The organism is Anabaena sp. CCY 9402-a (assembly GCF_963920945.1).
Classification (GTDB): Bacteria; Cyanobacteriota; Cyanobacteriia; order Cyanobacteriales; family Nostocaceae; genus Trichormus; species Trichormus minutissimus.
In genome coordinates this window covers 56,715-76,455 of sequence record NZ_CAWUDL010000026.1, presented here as the reverse complement: position 1 = coordinate 76,455, position 19,741 = coordinate 56,715, and the positions used below count along the sequence as shown (strand labels likewise).

18 protein-coding genes and 1 pseudogene are annotated in these 19,741 nt (G+C 40.1%); 3 read left to right on the top strand and 16 right to left on the bottom strand.

Going from position 1 to position 19,741, the window contains the following annotated elements; genetic code table 11:
* Nucleotides 1–195: 195 nt before the first annotated feature.
* On the bottom strand, nucleotides 196–939 hold the full coding sequence (locus tag ACM0OR_RS11990; protein WP_323266819.1) for a peptidylprolyl isomerase: 744 nt from the start codon (nucleotides 937–939) through the stop codon (nucleotides 196–198).
* Between the two features lie 202 nt (nucleotides 940–1,141).
* Here ACM0OR_RS11990 and ACM0OR_RS11985 point away from each other — a divergent pair, with 202 nt between their 5' ends.
* Nucleotides 1,142–1,393, top strand: a complete 252-nt coding sequence (locus ACM0OR_RS11985; protein ID WP_323266818.1) for a hypothetical protein — start codon at nucleotides 1,142–1,144, stop codon at nucleotides 1,391–1,393.
* A gap of 297 nt (nucleotides 1,394–1,690) precedes the next feature.
* Here ACM0OR_RS11985 and ACM0OR_RS11980 read toward each other — a convergent pair whose 3' ends face one another.
* The 12 genes and pseudogenes from ACM0OR_RS11980 to ACM0OR_RS11925 all read right to left on the bottom strand — a co-directional run bounded on the left by ACM0OR_RS11980 (nucleotide 1,691) and on the right by ACM0OR_RS11925 (nucleotide 14,532).
* A complete protein-coding gene (locus ACM0OR_RS11980; protein ID WP_323266849.1) occupies nucleotides 1,691–2,137 on the bottom strand; it encodes a HetP family heterocyst commitment protein in 447 nt (148 codons plus the stop codon).
* A gap of 132 nt (nucleotides 2,138–2,269) precedes the next feature.
* A complete protein-coding gene (locus ACM0OR_RS11975) occupies nucleotides 2,270–2,614 on the bottom strand; it encodes a hypothetical protein (RefSeq protein ID WP_323266817.1) in 345 nt (114 codons plus the stop codon).
* Nucleotides 2,615–3,484: 870 nt separating this feature from the next.
* Nucleotides 3,485–3,625 (bottom strand): hypothetical protein, encoded by a 141-nt coding sequence (locus ACM0OR_RS11970; RefSeq protein WP_414576374.1) that lies wholly within the window; start codon nucleotides 3,623–3,625, stop codon nucleotides 3,485–3,487.
* A 130-nt stretch (nucleotides 3,626–3,755) separates the two neighbouring features.
* Nucleotides 3,756–6,887: an ABC transporter transmembrane domain-containing protein gene (locus ACM0OR_RS11965; protein ID WP_414576373.1), complete on the bottom strand. Its 3,132-nt coding sequence runs from the start codon at nucleotides 6,885–6,887 to the stop codon at nucleotides 3,756–3,758.
* A gap of 1,250 nt (nucleotides 6,888–8,137) precedes the next feature.
* Nucleotides 8,138–8,740, bottom strand: a complete 603-nt coding sequence (locus tag ACM0OR_RS11960) for a superoxide dismutase (RefSeq protein WP_323266274.1) — start codon at nucleotides 8,738–8,740, stop codon at nucleotides 8,138–8,140.
* Nucleotides 8,741–9,145: 405 nt separating this feature from the next.
* Entirely contained in the window at nucleotides 9,146–9,325 is a 180-nt protein-coding gene (locus tag ACM0OR_RS11955) for a hypothetical protein (RefSeq protein WP_414576372.1), read from the bottom strand.
* Nucleotides 9,301–9,453, bottom strand: a pseudogene (locus ACM0OR_RS11950) (RNA-guided endonuclease TnpB family protein); the annotation flags it as partial. The gene ACM0OR_RS11955 and the pseudogene ACM0OR_RS11950, both read right to left, overlap by 25 nt.
* A 357-nt stretch (nucleotides 9,454–9,810) precedes the next feature.
* On the bottom strand, nucleotides 9,811–10,428 hold the full coding sequence (locus ACM0OR_RS11945) for an EF-hand domain-containing protein (protein ID WP_414576371.1): 618 nt from the start codon (nucleotides 10,426–10,428) through the stop codon (nucleotides 9,811–9,813).
* 30 nt (nucleotides 10,429–10,458) lie between these two features.
* Nucleotides 10,459–11,580: a hydrogenase formation protein HypD gene (gene hypD, locus ACM0OR_RS11940; protein WP_414576370.1), complete on the bottom strand. Its 1,122-nt coding sequence runs from the start codon at nucleotides 11,578–11,580 to the stop codon at nucleotides 10,459–10,461.
* A gap of 146 nt (nucleotides 11,581–11,726) precedes the next feature.
* Nucleotides 11,727–12,383 (bottom strand): SIS domain-containing protein, encoded by a 657-nt coding sequence (locus tag ACM0OR_RS11935; RefSeq protein ID WP_414576369.1) that lies wholly within the window; start codon nucleotides 12,381–12,383, stop codon nucleotides 11,727–11,729.
* A 332-nt stretch (nucleotides 12,384–12,715) separates the two neighbouring features.
* Nucleotides 12,716–13,918, bottom strand: a complete 1,203-nt coding sequence (locus ACM0OR_RS11930) for an LL-diaminopimelate aminotransferase (protein ID WP_414576377.1) — start codon at nucleotides 13,916–13,918, stop codon at nucleotides 12,716–12,718.
* Between the two features lie 278 nt (nucleotides 13,919–14,196).
* Nucleotides 14,197–14,532 carry a thioredoxin family protein gene (locus ACM0OR_RS11925; RefSeq protein ID WP_323266276.1) on the bottom strand — a complete coding sequence of 112 codons (336 nt, stop codon included), beginning with the start codon at nucleotides 14,530–14,532 and terminating at the stop codon, nucleotides 14,197–14,199.
* A gap of 266 nt (nucleotides 14,533–14,798) precedes the next feature.
* Between ACM0OR_RS11925 and ACM0OR_RS11920 the strand changes: the two genes are divergently transcribed.
* Both ACM0OR_RS11920 and ACM0OR_RS11915 read left to right on the top strand, forming a co-directional pair.
* Nucleotides 14,799–15,908 (top strand): AAA family ATPase, encoded by a 1,110-nt coding sequence (locus ACM0OR_RS11920; protein WP_414576368.1) that lies wholly within the window; start codon nucleotides 14,799–14,801, stop codon nucleotides 15,906–15,908.
* Complete coding sequence (locus ACM0OR_RS11915) at nucleotides 15,905–16,396, top strand: hypothetical protein (protein ID WP_414576367.1); 492 nt, start codon at nucleotides 15,905–15,907, stop codon at nucleotides 16,394–16,396. The genes ACM0OR_RS11920 and ACM0OR_RS11915 overlap by 4 nt, the downstream gene beginning before the upstream one ends.
* A 154-nt stretch (nucleotides 16,397–16,550) precedes the next feature.
* Here the strand turns inward: ACM0OR_RS11915 and ACM0OR_RS11910 are convergent, their stop codons facing one another.
* The 3 genes from ACM0OR_RS11910 to ACM0OR_RS11900 all read right to left on the bottom strand — a co-directional run bounded on the left by ACM0OR_RS11910 (nucleotide 16,551) and on the right by ACM0OR_RS11900 (nucleotide 19,638).
* Nucleotides 16,551–17,330 (bottom strand): PspA/IM30 family protein, encoded by a 780-nt coding sequence (locus ACM0OR_RS11910; protein ID WP_323266279.1) that lies wholly within the window; start codon nucleotides 17,328–17,330, stop codon nucleotides 16,551–16,553.
* A 187-nt stretch (nucleotides 17,331–17,517) separates the two neighbouring features.
* Entirely contained in the window at nucleotides 17,518–18,216 is a 699-nt protein-coding gene (locus tag ACM0OR_RS11905) for a PspA/IM30 family protein (RefSeq protein WP_414576366.1), read from the bottom strand.
* Nucleotides 18,217–18,420: 204 nt separating this feature from the next.
* Nucleotides 18,421–19,638, bottom strand: coding sequence for a hypothetical protein (locus tag ACM0OR_RS11900; protein ID WP_414576365.1), 1,218 nt, complete (start codon nucleotides 19,636–19,638; stop codon nucleotides 18,421–18,423).
* Nucleotides 19,639–19,741: the final 103 nt, after the last annotated feature.

The following is a 19,741-nucleotide window of genomic DNA, read 5'->3' as shown; positions in this document are numbered from 1 at the left end:
TAGTCCTTATAATTCAGTTGATTTTAATAATCACCATAAAACTACCGGAAGAACCGAAATAATTCATGAATAGAGTTTTTGTAGAGACGGTGATTTATCGCATCTTTACCTATCAGCAAAGTATTTTTGACAGACCATTACGCAAATTAAATTTTTTAACTGTAACTGAAATGTATTTAATTTTAGTAAAAATAATTATGAATCAAGTGATGAGTTAAATCGATTATTTAACTCTACTAATAACCATTTTTGGAACATATTCTTAAGGATTTCTTGATGTTTTTCACTTGTTAATTCAGCAGGCAGAAATTCTGCTACTATCAAAAGGTGATAACCATATTCAGTCTTTAAAGGGCCAATTAATTGTTGAGGCTGAGACCTAAAGACAACAGCAGCTATATCTTTGGGAAGGTTAAAGCGATATAGATTCCCCTCATAACCACACTTTTGTTTACGTAAAATATCTATATCGTAAAGATGAGCAGCTTCATAAAAACTAATTTCTCTATCTTCAATTTGATAATAAATTTCTTGAGCAAGTTTTTCAGAGTCCACAATAATTTGATAGAGAATAACTTGCTCAAACTCTAGTTGATTTTTATGAAAAAAAGCTTCTGCTTCTTCCGCAAATAATATATTAGCTAATTTTTGGGACAACAGGCGATCGCAAATTCCCATTTCCCAATCATTAGTCGTCACTAACTCGTTCTGTAACCACGCCATTGTATCGGCGGCTTTCTCCAAATGCTTCTCACGACGTTGGCGGTTAGCCTCAGCTTCAATTTCTGCTGCTGTCACCTTAACCCCACGTTCTTCAGCAACTTGCCAAATCACTTTATTAAATAAAATCTTTTGATAAACTTCCTTTAAGTTCATCTCTTTTTTGAGAGCGTTAACAACTTCCTCTGGCGTAATCAATACTTGCTTTGGTTCGTTCATTTTTTCATCTTTCTAGAAAACTCAATAATATACCCATTTTTTAGCAAATAAAAAGCAGGAAGCATTCATATTTTTCAGCTTCCTGCATTTGTAAGATTTGTTGTATAAGTTACAAGTTTATCAAGTACAAGTAATCCTATCTGGGAGGATGAGGATTACAGCTTTTGAAACAAAAGCGTAAGAACTAGAAGTTCTACTATCCATGACAAAAATTAAACGATTACTGTGTCTCTTCTTACTTTTGCTGGTAGTTCTAGGAATAGAGTATATTGATGCACAACAAAACCAGTTAGAGTACGGAAGTTCATCTACATTTCCTCCACCATTCGGAAACTTGATAGGGAGCATTCAATTTGAAAATTGGAGAGGGCCAGCACTGCAATTTTCTTATGCTCAAACTTCCTCAGAAGAAGAACTACTAGTAGCAATATTTAATTTGTCATGTTTGATTTAGTAACTTGATTACTTCAGCAACAGTAATCAGTTAGGTATGTCTCATAGTCAGTTAATCACTGATTTGACCTTTGAAAATGAGTTGCCAGCTCATTATCCAATTTGAGTCGTTACCTTTAATGTATAAGATTTTATGGTTGAATATTTGCCATTTTGGCACAATTTAGCAATAAATTCAGCAATTCATGACATTTAATGTAATATATTCAAGTTTTGTAGTCAGCACTTTAGTGTTTAGAAGCATCAGGACTAAAATACTGACTACGAACTTGCTTACCCATGATTCAAGCTGGAGAGTCTAATTATTAATTAGATTGAGTTCGCTAGCTGTTAGGGATGGCGAGTCAAATTGTATAGGTTGAGAATCGTAAATTTTCTGAGCAAACCACGGATCTATACTACCACCGCGAATTTCTGTTTTTTGCTTACCTACAACTTCAAAGTAAGCAAGGTCTTTGATTTTACTTAAACAACTAGAAGAAGCAGTATGAGCCTCAGATGACTTACCCATTGTGCCATTACTTGGATGTGATTGTTGCGTTCTGCTAGCGTCGGAGTTCTCTTTGAGTAGTCGGTTATAAGTGCGGTAGGGAATGTAATGTAAGGGGTTGTAACCGACGATACGTAGCATTAAAACACAAGCCCAAGAATATTTTCCAGCCAGAATTGCTTCCACTACTTTGTCAAACTGCTGAGGATTAACTGCTTTGTTAACGTTGGTCATACCTGTCATGTGTTGATTCATCGTAGTTGTTATTTGGATAAATACTAGTTCGGTTGTGTGATGGTTGATGTTGCAATGAAGATTCACCAACTGCAACCTAATTAACTGAGTCAAAATGCTGGTTAGCAGATATTGCAGGAAGACATAACCTGATCAAAAGACACATACAAAAGTCGCTACATCTCTGATGTAGGGGCTAGCTTGTGTAATTTTGCTTGCCCATGTGTCAATCAATACGTTGACGAATAAAAGTAAATAACTACAGAAAATTAGATACGTAAGCGCAGATAATATCTGCCAAAAATATACTCTCTGCTTTGTAATAAATGATTGGATATTAGATATGGCATTTTCTGGCTTTTGAGATATTTCTACCAAGGTTGCTTTTAATTGAGCATTGCGATTATCGTCTCCGACGGGCGGAACGCCATCGCTGCTATTAATTGCTACCATCTTCAGGGCTAAATTGTAGTCGTGGTAAACATTATCTTGATTCATCTTTTAACTGCTCCTTGTCATTTATTTTGACTAGCAGACAAAAGTCTTAATTTCGTTTCTGGTAGATACAGTTTTTTGTAACTGTTCACATTCTCAAGATTTTTACCCTGACAGATTAATTGTATAATATTTATTTCTTGAAGAAATAAAATTATCCTTAGTATTCAGTGTTTTTTAGTATGGAGCAGATTAAATTATTTATCCATACCAACTATATCAAGGGTGCTATTCGTATTTATACTATCTTTTTTCATGGATGTCATCCATGAATCTGGGATCTTAATCATTAAATTTACGGAATATTTTCAATGTCGATTGTTTTGCTGTACTGTTTTTCATATTGACCCTTTTTAACTAGGTAATGAGGGGTTACACCCCTCGCCTACTGTGCATTTGAGACTTTAAACCCACTAAGAAAATTTACCACTAAATAACGTTATAGGCAATAATTAAAAATCAGAATTACTACTGAATAAAAGCTAAGTAAACTTTTTTTGGGTGGGGGGTGAAACCCTGTTTACACATTGCTCTATTATGTGTAGGTATAGTTTGGACATAAAGAGCTTAATTGATGAAGATTACAGCAATGATGTATTCAGAGAGGTTAGTAAATGAATGTCTGAAAGATTGCTAAACATCCAGTAAGCAATCATTTGTTAAAAACAAAGCTTTATGCTATGGGACTGCTATTTAATGGGTAAGAATTGCCATACTTAAGAACCCCGGTCTTACAATAAACCTTGGTTCTTAGCTCCCATGAATAATCTAGGATTGCTATATATTTGGGTTAATAGTGACCTGTTGCAACAAAAATAAAGTTTAATACTTTCTGATAATCAATGTGATTAGATATTTCTGTAAGAATATTGTTCAGTTTATCCAAAAAACTTTTCGCAAATATGTTGAGTGCGAATTAAGTGCTGAGTTGTGAGTGCTGTTAGCGGTAGCGCGGCGTTTAGCCAGTGCTGAGTAGTGAGTAATGAGTAATGAGTAGTTAGTAGTTGTAGGCATTGTATTTTTCTCCCCCTGCTCCCCCTGCTTTCTTTTCCCCAATCCCCAGTCCCCAGGAGTTAATTAATTTTGAATTTTGACCCTTCACTTCGTTCGAGGGCATAATTTTGAATTTTGAATTGATTTGTCCCTACTTCATCGCTAACTGCTGATAAATGCCTGCTACTGTGAGTAATTCTTGGTGTGTACCTTGTTCAACAATCATGCCTCTGTCTAAAACTAGAATGTAGTCGGCATGGCGCACAGTGGAAACACGGTGCGAGATGATGAAGGTTGTGCGTTGTTGAGTAATGAGGGCTAAGTTGTGTTGGAGGTCTGTTTCCGAGTCGGTATCTAAGCCGATAGTGGCTTCATCGAAAATTAAAATCTTGGGGTTTCTAATTAGGGTGCGAGCGATCGCAATTTTTTGCCTCTGTCCCCCAGAAAGCCCCAATCCCCTCTCCCCAACTTCGGTGTCATAACCGAGGGGTAAGGCTTGGATAAACTCATGAGCATTAGCCAACTTGGCAGCAATCATAGCCTGTTCTCGGCTATACTCTGTATCGTGTAGGGTGATGTTGTCTAAAATAGTCCCCGAAAATAAAAACAACTCTTGCGATACTAGCCCCAACTGACTCCGCAACGATTGGGGAGACATCGCAGCTGTATCATGCCCATCAATCATCATCCTGCCAGCACTAGGAGCGTATAAACCCGCTAGTAAATGGGCTAGAGTGCTTTTACCTGAGCCACTATGACCAATAATGCCGATAATTTGCCCAGGTTTTGCTTCAAAAGAGATATGTTGCAAAATTTTGCGCTCTTGTTGGGCATGATAACGAAAGGAGACATTTTCTAAGCGCACCTCACCACGAATGGGAGGCATTACCAATAGAGTGGTTTGTGGGTTTTCTTCTGAATTAGCAGCAAAGACATCGTTGAGTCGTTCTGCGGCAATTAGCACTTGCTGAAATTCATCCCATAGTCCCACTAAGGCGACAACTGGGTTGGTGATATTGCTAATGAGCAAATTAAATGCGACAAACTGACCTAAAGATATTTGCTGACCAATTACCAATGTCACCCCAAACCAGAGAATCAAAGTGCTGCTAATGTGGTTAATTAAGCTGCGGGTAAGCTGCAACCGATTAGCTAATTTTTGTCCCCGTAACCGTGCTTTTAACATTTTCAGGAAGCGTTCTTCCCAATACTTTTGCAGTCCACGTTCCGCTGTGGCAGTTTTGATGGTGGTAATACCACTGATCATGTCTCCAATTGCCGTCTGTTGTCCGGCTGATTCTTGCCAGACTTCTCTCGATGCTTGCTTAATATAGGGACTGACACCTAAAGTTAAAAATGCGATCGCTAAAATCCAACTCAATACCAACAGTGTCAGTTGCCAATTGTAGTAAATCATTAGCCCCAGGTAAGTCAGCACCATGAAGGCATCTATAGTTGCACCAATTGCTCGCCGGGTAATAAATTGTTGAATCTTATGGTTTTCTTGGACACGGCTGACAATATCTTCCACTGGGCGGGAAGCAAAAAACTGCAACGGTAATTGCAAGGTGTAGTGAATAAAACTACCAATCAAGTTGAGGTCAATTCTGCTGGCTAAATAATCCAATAAGTATTGGTGCTGGACGGTTAAGACGTTACGCCAGATACCTAAACAAAGGTAGCCAATGGCAAACACGTTTAACGTATCTAAATTCTTGGCTGGGATTAATTGGTCAAGAACAACTTGGGTACAAAGGGGCGCAGCTAGCCCAAACACCTGGACTAATAAGGAAGCTAGAATTATTTGCTTGAGTAACTTGCGGTAATGCCACAATACTTGTCCATAGCGACCGAGAGATACTTTCTCGCTTTTGAGAGCATAAAAAATATCAGTAGGATTTAGTAATAATGCGTAGCCTGTCCAATTAGCTATAAATTTGGCACGTTTTAGCCATCGTCTACCTAAAGCTGGGTCAGAAATTAAAATGCGATCGCCTTTAATTTGCCACACTACTACATAGTGAATCCCTTGCCAGTGGGCAATCCACGGGTTAGTTTGCCATTCTAATTTATTCAAACTTGCCCGGACTGGTAGCACATCATAACCCAAGGTTTGGGAGGCGGCGGCTAAACCCTCCAGAGTTGCGCCTAATCTATCCACCTGTGCTAATTTCCGCAGAGTCGGAAAACCCAAACGCTTACCCCAGTATTGGCTAATCATTGCCAAACAAGCAGCCCCACAATCAGATAAACTTTGCTGCTGAATGAAAGGATAAGAAAACCAAAACCTGCGTTGCACATCTCCTTGGGGAAAGTCAATAGATTCTGTATCGGCTGCGACTATCTCTGCGGGGGGATGATGGGTATGAGAATCGCGTGGTGTCACATTAGTTAATTGCGGTAGGAGGAGTTTGGTTTTACTCTCGCTAGCCTTAACTTCTGGTTTTGCTGCTACTGGTTTATGGCTATTAGTCCACAAATTCGGTGCTAAAGCTTTAGCCGCATCCCAGTTTTCTATAGATAAGTGGTAAACCAGCAAATCCGTTTGAGCATTCCCATCTGGGGGTGTGAGTTCAGGATATCCCCAACTATCTCCCATTGCTGGCGGTAAACTCCCGACAGATATAGACTGGACTTGACCACGCGCTAGCCAAAATCTACCAGTTTCTGGGGGAGTAGCTTCTAATAACGATGTACCTGCGGGGATATGCTTAGTGATAAATAAAGGTGCTAGTTCTCGCAGTTTGGCACTAGTGAGAGAATGCAACTGGCTGTAACTTTTAAAGAAAATTAGTGCTTGTCGCTCACTAGTTAATTGCTGTAAGTAATTTTCTAGCTGGGGTAGACGTTCTAACCATTGTTCTAGTTCAGCAGCAGAGATTTGGATTACACTACCGGGACTAGCTGCGATCGCTCGATAGGGTAAACTGTGATGACAGAATAAATGGTCTGCACCAAAAGTTTGTCCATCTACTACTACTTGAGTCGAAACTTCTCTTGCTAACTTTTGATTAAACCCCAACAGCCGGACTCGACCTTGACAAACTAAAGAAACAATATTATTACTATCTAGAACTTCCCCATCTAAACCATAGCTAGCCAACTCATCACCTAGTTGAAACTCACGCACCATCCAAGCTTGGCTAAACTCTGAAACCAGATTCGTATCCCCTGCAACTAACCTCAAAAGTTTGAGGATAGGCGTGACTGGAGTGGAAGATGGCTGATTATTAGCATATTGATTCAGCCCTCCCTGAACTCTTAAAGACGAAGAGGGATTCATGGTTTAATTTCAGATTGGTGTGTAAACTCTTGGTTTGATTAAGCGAAAAGTTGCTGTTGCCAAAAAGTGATGTTGTTATTACTAATTGGGGATTAGAGTATGTCAACAGCCTCTGAAAAACGCAATTATTCGATGTTTTTAGCAAAAAGTGCTATAAAATTGTTATTCATCCGCTTCCTTGACACGACAGTTTATAAAATAATTTTCCTTGTATTAATGGGACTATAAGTTATGACAACAGTGCTTTTTACTAAAAAAGTGTGAAACCAATTTTTACACTTCCAAAATGTTTAGGTTGAACTAAAATCTGATGATTTTAGTAATATTTTCACTAAGCAAACTAACACAGACATCTATACACAAATGGCTGTGTATTTGTGATTATTTAGAATTTTCTTAACCTACTTACATTTTCCAGTGGTTGGTTAAACAACCGGAAAATAAAGCCAAAAATTGTTAACGCTTATTTTTTAATTGGAGGCAGAATTCCACCCAAGAGAGAGATACTAAAGCATTTAAAACAGGTGTTATGTATCTTCTGCTACGGATTTTTGCTAGCTATTTCTAATAATAATTACAAAATTGCCAAGATAGTTGTCACCCCTCACTGGTATAGTGATTTTCTGAAACCCAGTCAGAAAAAGCGAGTAAGGACGGCATAAATTTTCCAAAATCACAATTTAGCAGCCTAAAAATCACTTTTTGGGATATTTGCCACTTAAAACTTAAGAAAAATTTTATATTTCCTCAACATCAAATCAATACGAATACATCGCTAGAGATGAAAGATGCGTTATCCAAAAACCTTCCAGAGAGGGAGCATGACAACGTCTCTAATTTCTTCTTCTCACAACTCACCTGACTTTTCATGTTATATGGAAAAGCTAACGCGAAACTTAATCTCCTTCCCTACTAGGAAAGGGGGAAAAGTTAAAGCCTCTCTCCTTGTAGACTACGGTGTACACACATCTTTGTGCTGGGTGCAAAATTTTGTTTGATCCCCCTAAATCCCCCTTAAAAAGGGGGACTTTGATTCTAGTTCCCCCCTTTTTTAAGGGGGGTTAGGGGGGATCAAAACGATGTGGAATAAGGTTATCAGACTTATGTGTACACCGTAGCCTTGTAGGGGAGAGGTACTAAGCGCGAGTTCGCTCTTCTCTGCGAGAGGCTGCGCCAAAGCGTTCTCGTAGAGTAGCCGCTCCGCGTCTTTGGAGAGGGGTTTTCCAGATCCCGTGAAAAGTCAGGGTAAATTAGGCTTTAGCTAGATTTTCAGCAACAAAGTCCCAGTTTACCAATTGATCTAAGAAGTTTTTGATAAATCCTGGACGAGCATTTCTGAAGTCAATGTAGTAGGCGTGTTCCCAAACATCTAAGGTTAGGATTGCCTTCTTGCCATGAGCTAGAGGGTTTTCTGCGTTTGGTGTTTTCATTACTTTGAGTGTCCCACCATCATCAACTAACCAAGCCCAGCCACTACCGAACTGAGTTGCAGCAGCGTTAGAAAACTCTTCTTTAAATTTGTCGAAGCTACCAAAGTCTTTCTCAATCTTAGCGGCCAGTTCACCGGTAGGTGCGCCACCGCCTGCGGGTTTTAAACAATTCCAGAAGAAGCTATGATTCCAGACTTGGGCAGCGTTGTTGAAGATTCCTACTTTAGAAGAATCTTTAAAGGAGATTTGAATGACTTCTTCTAGGGATTTATCAGCCAATTCTGTACCGTCGGTCAGCTTATTAAGGTTATCTACATAAGCTTTGTGATGCTTGCCATAGTGATACTCGAAGGTTTCAGCTTTCATGCCATAGTTCTCTAGAGCATTAAAGTCGTAAGGTAACGCTGGTTGTGTGAATGCCATTTTGTCAAGTCCTCTCTTTACTGTGTTCTAGTTAAAACCTAATGCGGCAGCGTACAAAGTTACAGGTTTTGCGCCTAGCCGTTTTATGTCCCTAATACTTAGGATATAAAACTTAACATCGTCATTCTACTACCAAAGTGAATATTCAGCCCAAGTAATTTTTAAATAAGCTAAATTACCAAGAATTTATGATGATAAATAAAAACAGCTAATACTTCCTAGATGTAGCAATTTGAAGTAAGAGGTAGGCAGCAGACAGGACAATAATGTAAAACTTTTAATATTACAAGTCTCTATAAAATTTGATAAGGCCAGTTTATGAAGACATTATTACAGATATTATCTGAAGATTACTCAGGTAAATCACATTTAGCAATGCAACTATTGTTATTGACACTCCCCAGCCTAAAGACACGGGGATTCTACCTTCACCCTAGCCACTTGCTCAACCAGGGTTTCCCCAATTAGAGTAGAGGTTGCTAGTCCAGTAGCGTTACTTCGGGATTGCCCATCCCTAGCTTGTCTTGCAAGATTCAGAATATTTTTCGCCGCGTTCACATAGCCTTTTTTACTAATCTTACCCATTTTATTAACTTGACTGGGTAGGTGTGAATATCCCATTTACCGAGTAATTTAACCTCACCAATACCTTTCTTATCAGTGAATGTGATACGTCGTTTAGTGGGATGTAGTGACCATCCAGATAGGGGAAACGCACCTTATTTCTTAATAAAAACTAATGAGCATCTCAAAATTATCTAGATAATCACGAGACTTGATGATTTGATAAAGAAAATAAATCAAATATGCCCAAAATTATAAATTAGCTTATTTTCAACTAAATAACTCTTTATGAGTACCAAATAACTTCCTGATTAGGCACAAAAAAATAAGTAATCCTTGAAAACAAGTAAAACTTTTAACTAAAATATTAAACGTAATTTTTTATGATTCAGTTTATGCTAACGCCAAAACTCTTTCTAAATAATTGTTATCCAGTCCAGCGAGAAACTGTTTATTTTTTATTCCACCGCCCTAGGAGGGTAATCAATCTAAAATCCAAAATTCAATTAATAGGGACCAAGAATCCAGTTTCCAGGTGCTTCGGGGTCGTCACTGTAAAAGAAATCATGAATATGCTGTAACACCTCTTCTTTAGTGAGATGTCCATCACCATTTAAATCTAGTTTGGTAAAAATTTCATCACTCAAATTGCTATCTGAGGTATGGGTTATGAATCCCTGTTTATATTCTTCTCGCGAAATATCCCCGTTACCATCAACATCTAGCCGCTCAAAAATTAAATTGCTTAATTTAGCGATCGCATCTTCTGCCGGGGAACGTTCGTAGGACTGTGCGGTCTGGAGTCCTCCTGATGAACGCTCTAACCACAAAGGACGATAAGATTCTTTGAAATTTAGTTGTTTTTCTTTATGTTCTAAAAATTCTTCTAGAGTAATTTTGCCATTGTTATCAAAGTCTACTTCTTTTTGCAGGTTATTCCATAAGGTTCTGAACTGAGAACGAATGATGTTGTATTCCAACGAACCTGGTTTATGGCCTTGAACTTCTGCTTGCGATCGCGCCATTTGTTCATAGTCAGCTGCGGTAATTACACCGCTACCGTCAACATCGTATAAATCAAAAACTTTTTTCAGTTTTCGTTTTTGCAATTCTGTTAGTGCCATAATGCTTCTCCTCTAATTCCCATAACCTAATTAAGTACTAATAGCCGCAACAAAAGGAAAGACCTTGTAGTGCATGGCACAGATACCTTCTGGTGTTGTCATATAAGTTCCCATTGGAGTTTTTGGGGTACATCCGGCACCAAATACCTTGCACTGACACGGTTCAAACACTCCTGTCAAAATAGTCATACACTGGGAAAACTGCACGTCAGCAAGTTTTAATTTAGGTAAACTAAATTTAACTTCGGCATCAAATCTAACATATTCAGACCGCAATCTCAACCCAGAAAAATCAATGGAACCCATACCACGCCATTCATAAAATTCCCGTGGTTCCAATACTTCGCAAATAGTTTTTAGAGCTGATAAATTGCCTTCTGCTAAGACTTGTGCTTGATTTTCTAACTCTGCCCGATTTTCTACTAACTGTTGTAGTAGTGTGTGAGTAGCTTTTAAGATGGCATCTTGACTAGAATCAGCAATTACAATAGGTTTGCGGTAATAATCTACTATAAATTGATAAGGCTCAAGACCAACAACTGAAGCAATTTCTGATGAACAAATAAAGCCATCAATATGTATTGACGGGGAATCTACAACAGCTTTCAAAGCTGGTATTAAGTTCATGTGGTTGCAATAAACGCTGAAGTTACTAATTTCTTCAGCAGCCGCTTGCGACACCGTTTCTGCTGTACTGAGTACGCTGTCTTCGTAACCTACAGTAAAGAATACAACTTGTTTGTTTGGATGATTCCGCGCAATTTGCAGCGCTGCTTGAGGCGAATCAACAGTGCGAATATCTGCATCTGTGATTTGAATATCTGAGAGATTTTGTTGTTTAGCCCGAATACTGATCAATTCTGGTAACGTTGTAAAAATCACATCTGGCTTTTGAGCCATCGCCAGTGCATGATCAACACGATCAATAGGTAATGACCAGGCAGCTTTACCGTAACCTTGGATAAATTCTAGATGTTCCAAAGCAATACTATTCAGATTATAGTCAGCAATGGCTAAAGTTTGCTCACCAGAGACTACCATCAGTTTCACAGAGCGTCTCAATTTCGGCATCAAAGAACTGCTAAGACGTTGAATATCTGATAGTATTACCTGATTTTGTTGGGATTGAGGCGATTCAACAAGTCCAGTCATGATTTTTTCACTTCTTATTAGAGGAATAATGAAACTTTCCGAATACTCCATAGAAGTTTGTTCCATTCATTTTGCTGAATAAAAACTTCTCACTAAAAATACTTCGTGTAAGTTTCTTAACCCGTGACAATTAACACGCTTAACTACTAACCCGCCAAAATAGTATGCACTAAATCCCAGAGGATATGATAAGTCGGCAAATGACTTTCCTGCACTCGGTGAATACTAGTGTTTTCTACCACTAGACAGTAATCAACATCTGAACTAGTCGCGATTTTGCCACCATTACCACCGACAAGAGCAATAGTTACCATGCCGGTCTTTTTGGCTTGAGCAAAAGCAGCTAACACATTTTTAGAATTGCCACTAGTAGACAGACCAATCAAAGCATCGCCTTCCCTTCCCTTCGCTAACAATTGGCGGGCAAAAACTTGCTCGAAACCAAAGTCATTACTAATGGCGGTGATTGAGGTGCTATCCACAGATAGATCAATCGCCTCTAAAGAAGGTTTTCCTACACCAATGGGATGGATAAACTCCACTGCGATATGAGCTGCATCACAACTAGAGCCACCATTACCCACAGCTAGGAGTCTTCCTCCATTACGGTAAACTAGAGCCAAAGCCCGTGCCGCAGCCACCAGGGTAGTGCCATACTGCTCAAAGTATTTTTTTTGAACTTCTCGACTTTCTGCCGCTTTTTGTACTACAGATTCTAATAAAGATTCGTCGAGTACATCGCTACTGCGTGTTTTACCTTCTAGAAAAGGATAAATTTTATATAAATCTTTGGTGACACTCATGGCTAAATAATTTCAAAAACTTTACTTAAAGGAATGGAATTATCGTTAATACTTATATAATTATTTCATTTCGGCAATTACTGAAATTTGTGCATAATATTTTAATAATTAAGCACAATATTACGGTTATACGGAAACTTAACTTTGGTGATCGAGAGGGCAAGTTTATTTGTATTGGTCGTGAAGATGATGGTTCTTTATATATGTCACGGATATAGCCACCGGATCGCGATCGCTACCAACGCTATGGCTTTTACTGGGAAGTCCCATACCTCCTGCTCCCCCTTGTCTACTTTGTCCCTCTTCCCTTGTCTCCCCTTCCACTCATAAAACTAGAGAAACTTGGCTATTCGCTCCACGGCGGTTTCTAGTACAGCAGGTTCATGGACTAGGGCAAAACGAACATATCCTTCGCCAGATTTGCCAAAGCCAGCACCAGGGGAAGCAGCTACACCAGTTTGTTGAACTAACTGGGTACAAAACTTTACAGAATTTTGACTCCAAGGAGATGGCAATTGCGCCCAAATGTACATTGTGGCTTTGGGTGTGGGTACATACCAACCTATACGATGTAAAGCATTGATAAAAGCATCACGACGTTGACGAAATCTATTCACAGCCGTTTGCACTCCGGCTTGGGGGCCTGTGAGAGCTGCGATCGCACCATTTAAAATTCCCCGATACTGATTAAAATCAACGGCTGCTTTGATTTGCCGTAAAGCCTGAATTAATTGGGCATTCCCGATGGCGTAACCAATCCGGAAACCGCCCATATTGTAAGACTTGGAAAGGGTGAAAAACTCTATTGAGACGCTTTTATCGGGGTCAGCTTGCAAAATCGAAGGCACGAGGGATTTCTCCGAGTCCCCAGTCCCCAGTCCCCAGTCCCTAGTCTCCTCAAAAACTAAATCTACATAGGGGAAATCGTGAACCAAGGCGATATTATGTTGCTGACAAAAGGCAACGGCTTCTTTAAAGAAAGATAAGGGTGCGATCGCGGCTGTGGGATTATGAGGATAGCTCAATATCATCATCCGCGACTGGGCTAAAACATTAGCGGGAATATCACTCAACACAGGCAAAAAATCATTTTCAGCCTTCAGGGGCATAGGGTAGATTTGCCCACTAGCTAAATAGACTCCGCCCATATGGGAAGGGTAGCCAGGATCAAGCAGTAAGGCAAAATCTCCAGGATTGAGCAAAGCTAAAGGTAAATGGGCAGTACCCTCCTGAGAACCGATTAAAGGCAGTACCTCAGTTTCAGGATCAACTTTGATCCCAAACTTTTGTTCATACCAATTAGCAGCCGCTTGCCGAAACCCCCTTGTACCGTTAAACAGCAAGTAGCCGTGGGTACTAGCGTCATAGAGAGATTGCGCGATCGCTTCAATGACGTGGGCTTCAGCTGGCAAATCAGAAGACCCCAGGGACAAATCAATTAACTCTTTCCCTGCTGAGAGAGCCAATGACTTAGCTCTATCCATATCAGCAAATACATTAGATTGCAGGGGTTGTAAACGTTGGGCAAATTGCATATTAGTCATTAGTCAATGGTCATTAGTCATTAGTCATTAGTCAATCAATTTTAAATTTTAGATTGGCGATTTTAGAAAGAAGCAATCCAAAATCCAAAATCCGTCTTGAAAAGTTGAGCCACTGCGTTGGATGGGTTTCCCGGCTTGTAGCAAGTGGCGTTCCTAGGTTGGGAAACCCGCCTACAGAACTTTTGTCTACGACACGCTACGCGAACGCAAAATCTAAAATTGGCATAGTCAACCGTCGTTACTATAGACTAAAGACTATGGACCAGGAACTAATTATTATTTAAGTGCGTATCCAAGAGATTGAGTAATTTCTCTTTGCCGATTACGCCTTCAGCAGATACTAAGACTTTTTCGCCTTGAACCAGTCTGAGGGCTGGGACACCTTCTACTTGGTATTGTTTCACCGTGACAGGATTCGGATCTATTTCTAGTTTGACAACTTTCAGGCGATCGCTATAAGTTTTAGCAACAAAATTCATCAGTGGCGACATCAGTTGACAAGGCCCACACCAGGAAGCCCAAAAGTAAACTAATACAGGTTGCTCGGCTTGCAACACTTCAGTTTCAAACTCAGCATCGCTGATGGTGATTACACCCTTACTCATTGCAGTCTCCATTAGTTGGCATCGATCAAAGTTGGCACACAAATTACTGTATCCCAAAGTTGTCAACAGTCCCTAGTCTATAGTGCATATATATTTGCTAATGTTAACGATTGGTGAGCAGGATATTATTGTCATCTCATATATAGCTAATCCCCGTCTATATCAGTAAAGTACCCGAATTATCAGGATATTCGTGGCAACGTTTATTTACGAATTAGGTAGATCAAAAAGTTCTTTCAGTTTCCACTCCTTAGAATCATTTTCCTATGCTCCAAAGACTATATATACACAACTTCAGATGCCTAGAAAACTTTGAACTGCCCATAAAAGGGATGTCATCTGCTCTCTTGATTGGAAAAAATGGTACAGGTAAATCAACTATTGCCATTGCATTAGAGGTACTTCAGTCCATCGGTCGAGGTATAAATAGAGTTGAGCAACTGGTTCAGTCAAAAGATTTTGTTCGTTGCAGGTCTGATGTTCCCATCCGCTTTGAAATAGAAGTATTACTGAATGAGAAAGTATATATATATATCTTGGCTTTAGATTTACCAGAAAAATTTAAAGAATTGCGAGTTTTGGAAGAACAATTACTAGTTGGAGGAGAACCAATATACTCGCGCAAAGCAGCCCAAGTTACTCTTCATAATAGTTTACAAAATCGAGAAGCTCAATTTCTAGTAGATTGGCATCTTGTCGCCCTGCCAGTAATTCAGGAGCCGTCTGAGACTGACCCGCTTCGTATCTTCAAGACTTGGCTGGCTCGGATGATTATTTTAGCCCCAATTCCTAGCTTGATGACAGGAGACTCCAACGGTGAAACTTTAGAACCAAAGCGAGATGCGGTAAATTTTGGGGAATGGATTTCTGGATTACTGAGTCGTTATCCTGCTGCTTACACACAGATTGACAAATATCTGCGAGAAGTTATGCCTGACATTCAGGATTTTCTGAATGAGCAGATAGGCAAAGACTCCAAAAGTATGATTGTTCGGTTTGAAGCAAATAATGCGAATCTGAGTGTTGATTTTAAAGACCTATCTGACGGTGAAAAATGCTTTTTTCTTTGCGCTGTCGTGTTAGCTGCCAACAAATTTTATGGGCCACTTTTTTGCTTCTGGGATGAGCCTGACAATTATCTTTCCATATCAGAAGTTGGTCATTTTGTCATATCACTGCGACGCTCATTTAAGAATAGCGGTCAGATTTTAGCTACCTCGCATAATGAGGAAGCAATCCGAAAGTTTTCAAATGAAAATACTTTTGTACTTGATCGCAAAAGCCACTTAGAGCCAACTTTGGTCAGATTACTCAGCGATATACCCGTTAAAGGTGATCTTGTAGATACCTTGATTCGTGGCGATATAGAGCTATGAAAATCAATAGGTATATACCGCATATTATTGTGTTGCCGGAAGATCGTGCTAATGAAGAGATTGCCAACGGATTTATTCAAGCTCCAAAGGTTAATTACAATATTATTCAAGTCGAGCGACCTGCTGGTGGTTGGACAAAAGTTTTAGACAAGTTCACTGAAAATCATGTCCCTGAACTGAGAATATACTCACAAAGAATGATTGTTCTACTTATTGATTTTGACAAGCGTGAAGATCGATTGAGTTATGTAGAGAATAAGATTCCAGAGGAGCTAAAAAATAGAGTATTCGTTCTGGGAGTGCAATCTAACCCAGAGAGTCTAAAAAGAGACATCAACAAGACTTTTGAGGATATCGGAGACGCTCTTGCGAAAGATTGCTCCGACAAAAATAATGAATTGTGGGGTCACGATCTCCTCAAACATAACAAAACTGAGTTAGATCGTATGATTTTAAGCTTTCGCGCATATAACTTGGACATTTTTTAGTGTTGGTTGTTGACGCTTATATGTCAAACCATTTTTATTTAGGCAAGGGGATGAGGGAAAGAAGTTTTGCGTAATGACTGTTGACTAATGACTAAAAGACAAAATCCCACAACCGAGAGGCGTGGGACTAGCTATAATTACTATGTTGCAAATATTACATTTGATCCAATTGCTTGCGTAGAGCTTCCAAGTCACTGTCAACCACATCGTTAGATTTAGGTGCAGTGGATTGTTGTTCTTGTTGGGGAGGTAATTGGGGTTGGTTGACTGGGGTTGCAGGTGCTAAAGATGCCTTCATCGCTGCTAATTCATCATCAACATCACTACCAGCTTCTAATTGTGCAAATTGGGTTTCTAAGTCTGCGCTTGCAAGTTCGGCGGATGATTGGGCGCGGGCTTCTTGCATTAAGACTTTTTCTTCCATTCGCTCAAAGGCTGACATGGCACTGCTGGTATTCATACCGCTTACCATGTTTTGCAGTTGTTCTTGGGCTTTGGCGGTAGTAATCCGAGCTTTGAGCATCTCTTTCTTGGTTTTAGCTTCAGAAATTTTGCTTTCTAGCTGGATTAAGTTGCGTTTGAGGGTTTCGACTTGAGTGCTTTGTTGATCTAGGCTAGTTTTGAGGGCTGTACTAGTTTCGGTATAAGTTTTTTTACGTTCTAGAGCTTGTCTTGCTAGGTTCTCATCACCTTTTTGCAGTGCTAGTTGAGCATTGCGTTGCCACTTATTAATTTCGTTTTGAGCGTCATTATACTGTTTCTCTGAGCGTTTTTGAGCGGCGATCGTTTGAGCTACGCCTTGACGCAACTGCACCAAGTCTTCCTGCATTTCCAGGATGGCTTGTTCTAGCATTTTTTCTGGATCTTCGGCTTTACTGACTAAATCGTTGAGATTAGCACCGACTACTCGCTTAATCCGATCAAATAATCCCATAATTTTGTTTTCCCTTGTGAAGTTTACGCGCTTGGTTGGGTGGTTCGCTTTTTTACTATTTAATAACTTCCATTTTTAATGTAATCTTTCCGGTTTGGATCAGTACATCCTGACACCTATATAATTGCTAAGATATCTCCTAGATTTAAAAGTTGCCCAATTTTTCAGATTCTTATTTTTCAGATGCTTAAATTGGGGGCAGTTTTTGTTGCTGTGTATTTTCAGTGTCGTGTAAGAGGTGAGATTTCATAGCTGCTAGTTCGCTATCAACGTCCTTAGTAGCTTCTAAAGAGGCAAATCGTTTTTCTAAGTCATCACCACCCAGTTGAGCGATCGCCTCTGATTGAGCTTCTATTTGTAAAACTTTTTCTTCCATACGCTCAAAAGCACCCAAGCTACTGGTAGCAGACGCTTCACTTAGCATATCTTGCAGTTTATAGGATGCTTCCGCCGCACGAGCGCGGGCAATGTACATATCTTTTTTAGTTTTGGCTTCGGAGATTTTTAACTCTAGTGTCCGCATATCTTGCTTAAGTCTGGCTACTACATCATTTTGCTGCTGTATTTGGTTAGTCAGGGCTGTTGCAGTTTCTAGGTAGGCATGGCGTTTAGTTAGGGCTTCTCTTGCTAGGGGTTCATTACCTTGATTGAGAGCCAATTGGGCGCGACGATACCATTCCTCTCCTGTTGACTGGGCAGATGCAGCTTGCCGTTCAGTGCGTTTTTGGGTGGCGATCGCTTGGGCTACTCCCTGCCGCAACAACACTAAATTTTCCTGCATTTGCATGACGGTTTGCTCCAGAATTTTTTCTGGATCTTCGGTACTGCCCAGCAAACTATTGAGATTAGCGTTAATCACTCGCACGATACGCTTGATCAATTCCATGTCAGCTCTCCATTCGGTCTTTGCCAGTCATCCCCTTTGGGAAATTCAAAACTTTTACTGAGCTTGTCGTGGGAATACTTCTCGGCTATGTAAAGTATTCCAAATTCAAAATTCCAAAAAATAATTTTGAATTGAGCGTAGCGACGGTTAACAGATGGGCGATTTTCTATATGTCTTAACCATCCTATCGCAAATTATTACTGCTCATGGCTGCTGTACCCTGGCTTTAATTCCCTTAGCTTGTAGTTGTTTTAGCCTTTGTTGTGCTTCTTCTCTAGTCTTCAGCGCGCCCAAGTAAATTAATTTATTACCACTTGATAAGTAAGCATCCGGAATTACTTTTCGTGCAGCCGCCAGAGAGCTTGCTTCTTGATTGTCGGTCACTATGTAGTATCGTCCATCTGCTGCGGGTTTGATTTCTACGTTTGACTGTGTTGGTGTAGCTGTGGGTTGCGGTAGGGGTTGTAAGGGTATTGGGGATATATCCAATGGTGGTAACGGCTGTACCTGTGTTAAAGGAGGAATAACCGGTGTGGGGATGGCAAGGGGGTTTAATGGTGCTATTGTTGGTTGAATTTTTGGCTGCAAGCCAACTACATCATTAGGGTCTCTGACTTCAGGAAATTCTTGGGCGGCTAGGTTGGGATATTTGGGTATGGGTGTGAGTTCTGGCTGGAGTTGGGGCTGGGCATTCGTAACAACTGCGTCTGAATTTTCGCTCCTGGGAGAGGAGTTACTGTTGAATAATTTACTTAGATTCAGTTGGGGTAAACTCTTCGGGTTAAATACCACATAGCCTAATGTCAGACTGGCTAATAATAACAGCAGCATAGAACCTATACCCAAAGGTGATAGTAGACTATCACTAGAATTGCTTGGTTGGTTGTCGGCTGATGACTGCTCATCCGTTAAACTACGTAGTAGTGCTTCACTAGATTCTAGGTAGTCATCCGGCTGACTAGGAGTGTCATTAGTTAAAAGCTTGTCATTTTGATTAGTCTGGGTACTGGCCGGAACTATGCTACTAGCAAGGTTGGGTGGAGGTAGAGGAATCTGAGTGTTGGATTCGGTGTGAGTAGACACCGATGTATGTTCTGGTGTTTCTTTGTTGGTAGTAGTTAGTGCTGATTGTTCTGGTGGGGTTTCAGGAACAGGGGTTGTATCGTTTCTAATTTCTACTGTTGGGGGCTGAGGATTACCCACTGTGGTAGTTTTTGTCGTGACATCTTGAGGCGGACTGCTGACATAAGTATGCACTGATGACTGGCTGGTTGTTCTCACTCCCATCCGTGAGCGGCGGTAACGGGCTAATTCTTGCTCTAACTGTACTTCTAAACTCCCTAGTGCTGCTGCTAATGCTGGCTTCAAACTAGGTTTTTTAGGCGATCGCGTACCAGAATCGATCAGGGGTTTTTGACTCATTGCCTCATGCCTCCAACGTGGGCTGCTGGATTAACTTTAGATAATTTTGTGCCAATCGTAACGAAAATTGTTGATTAGTATAGATCCCAGAACTAATCTTTAT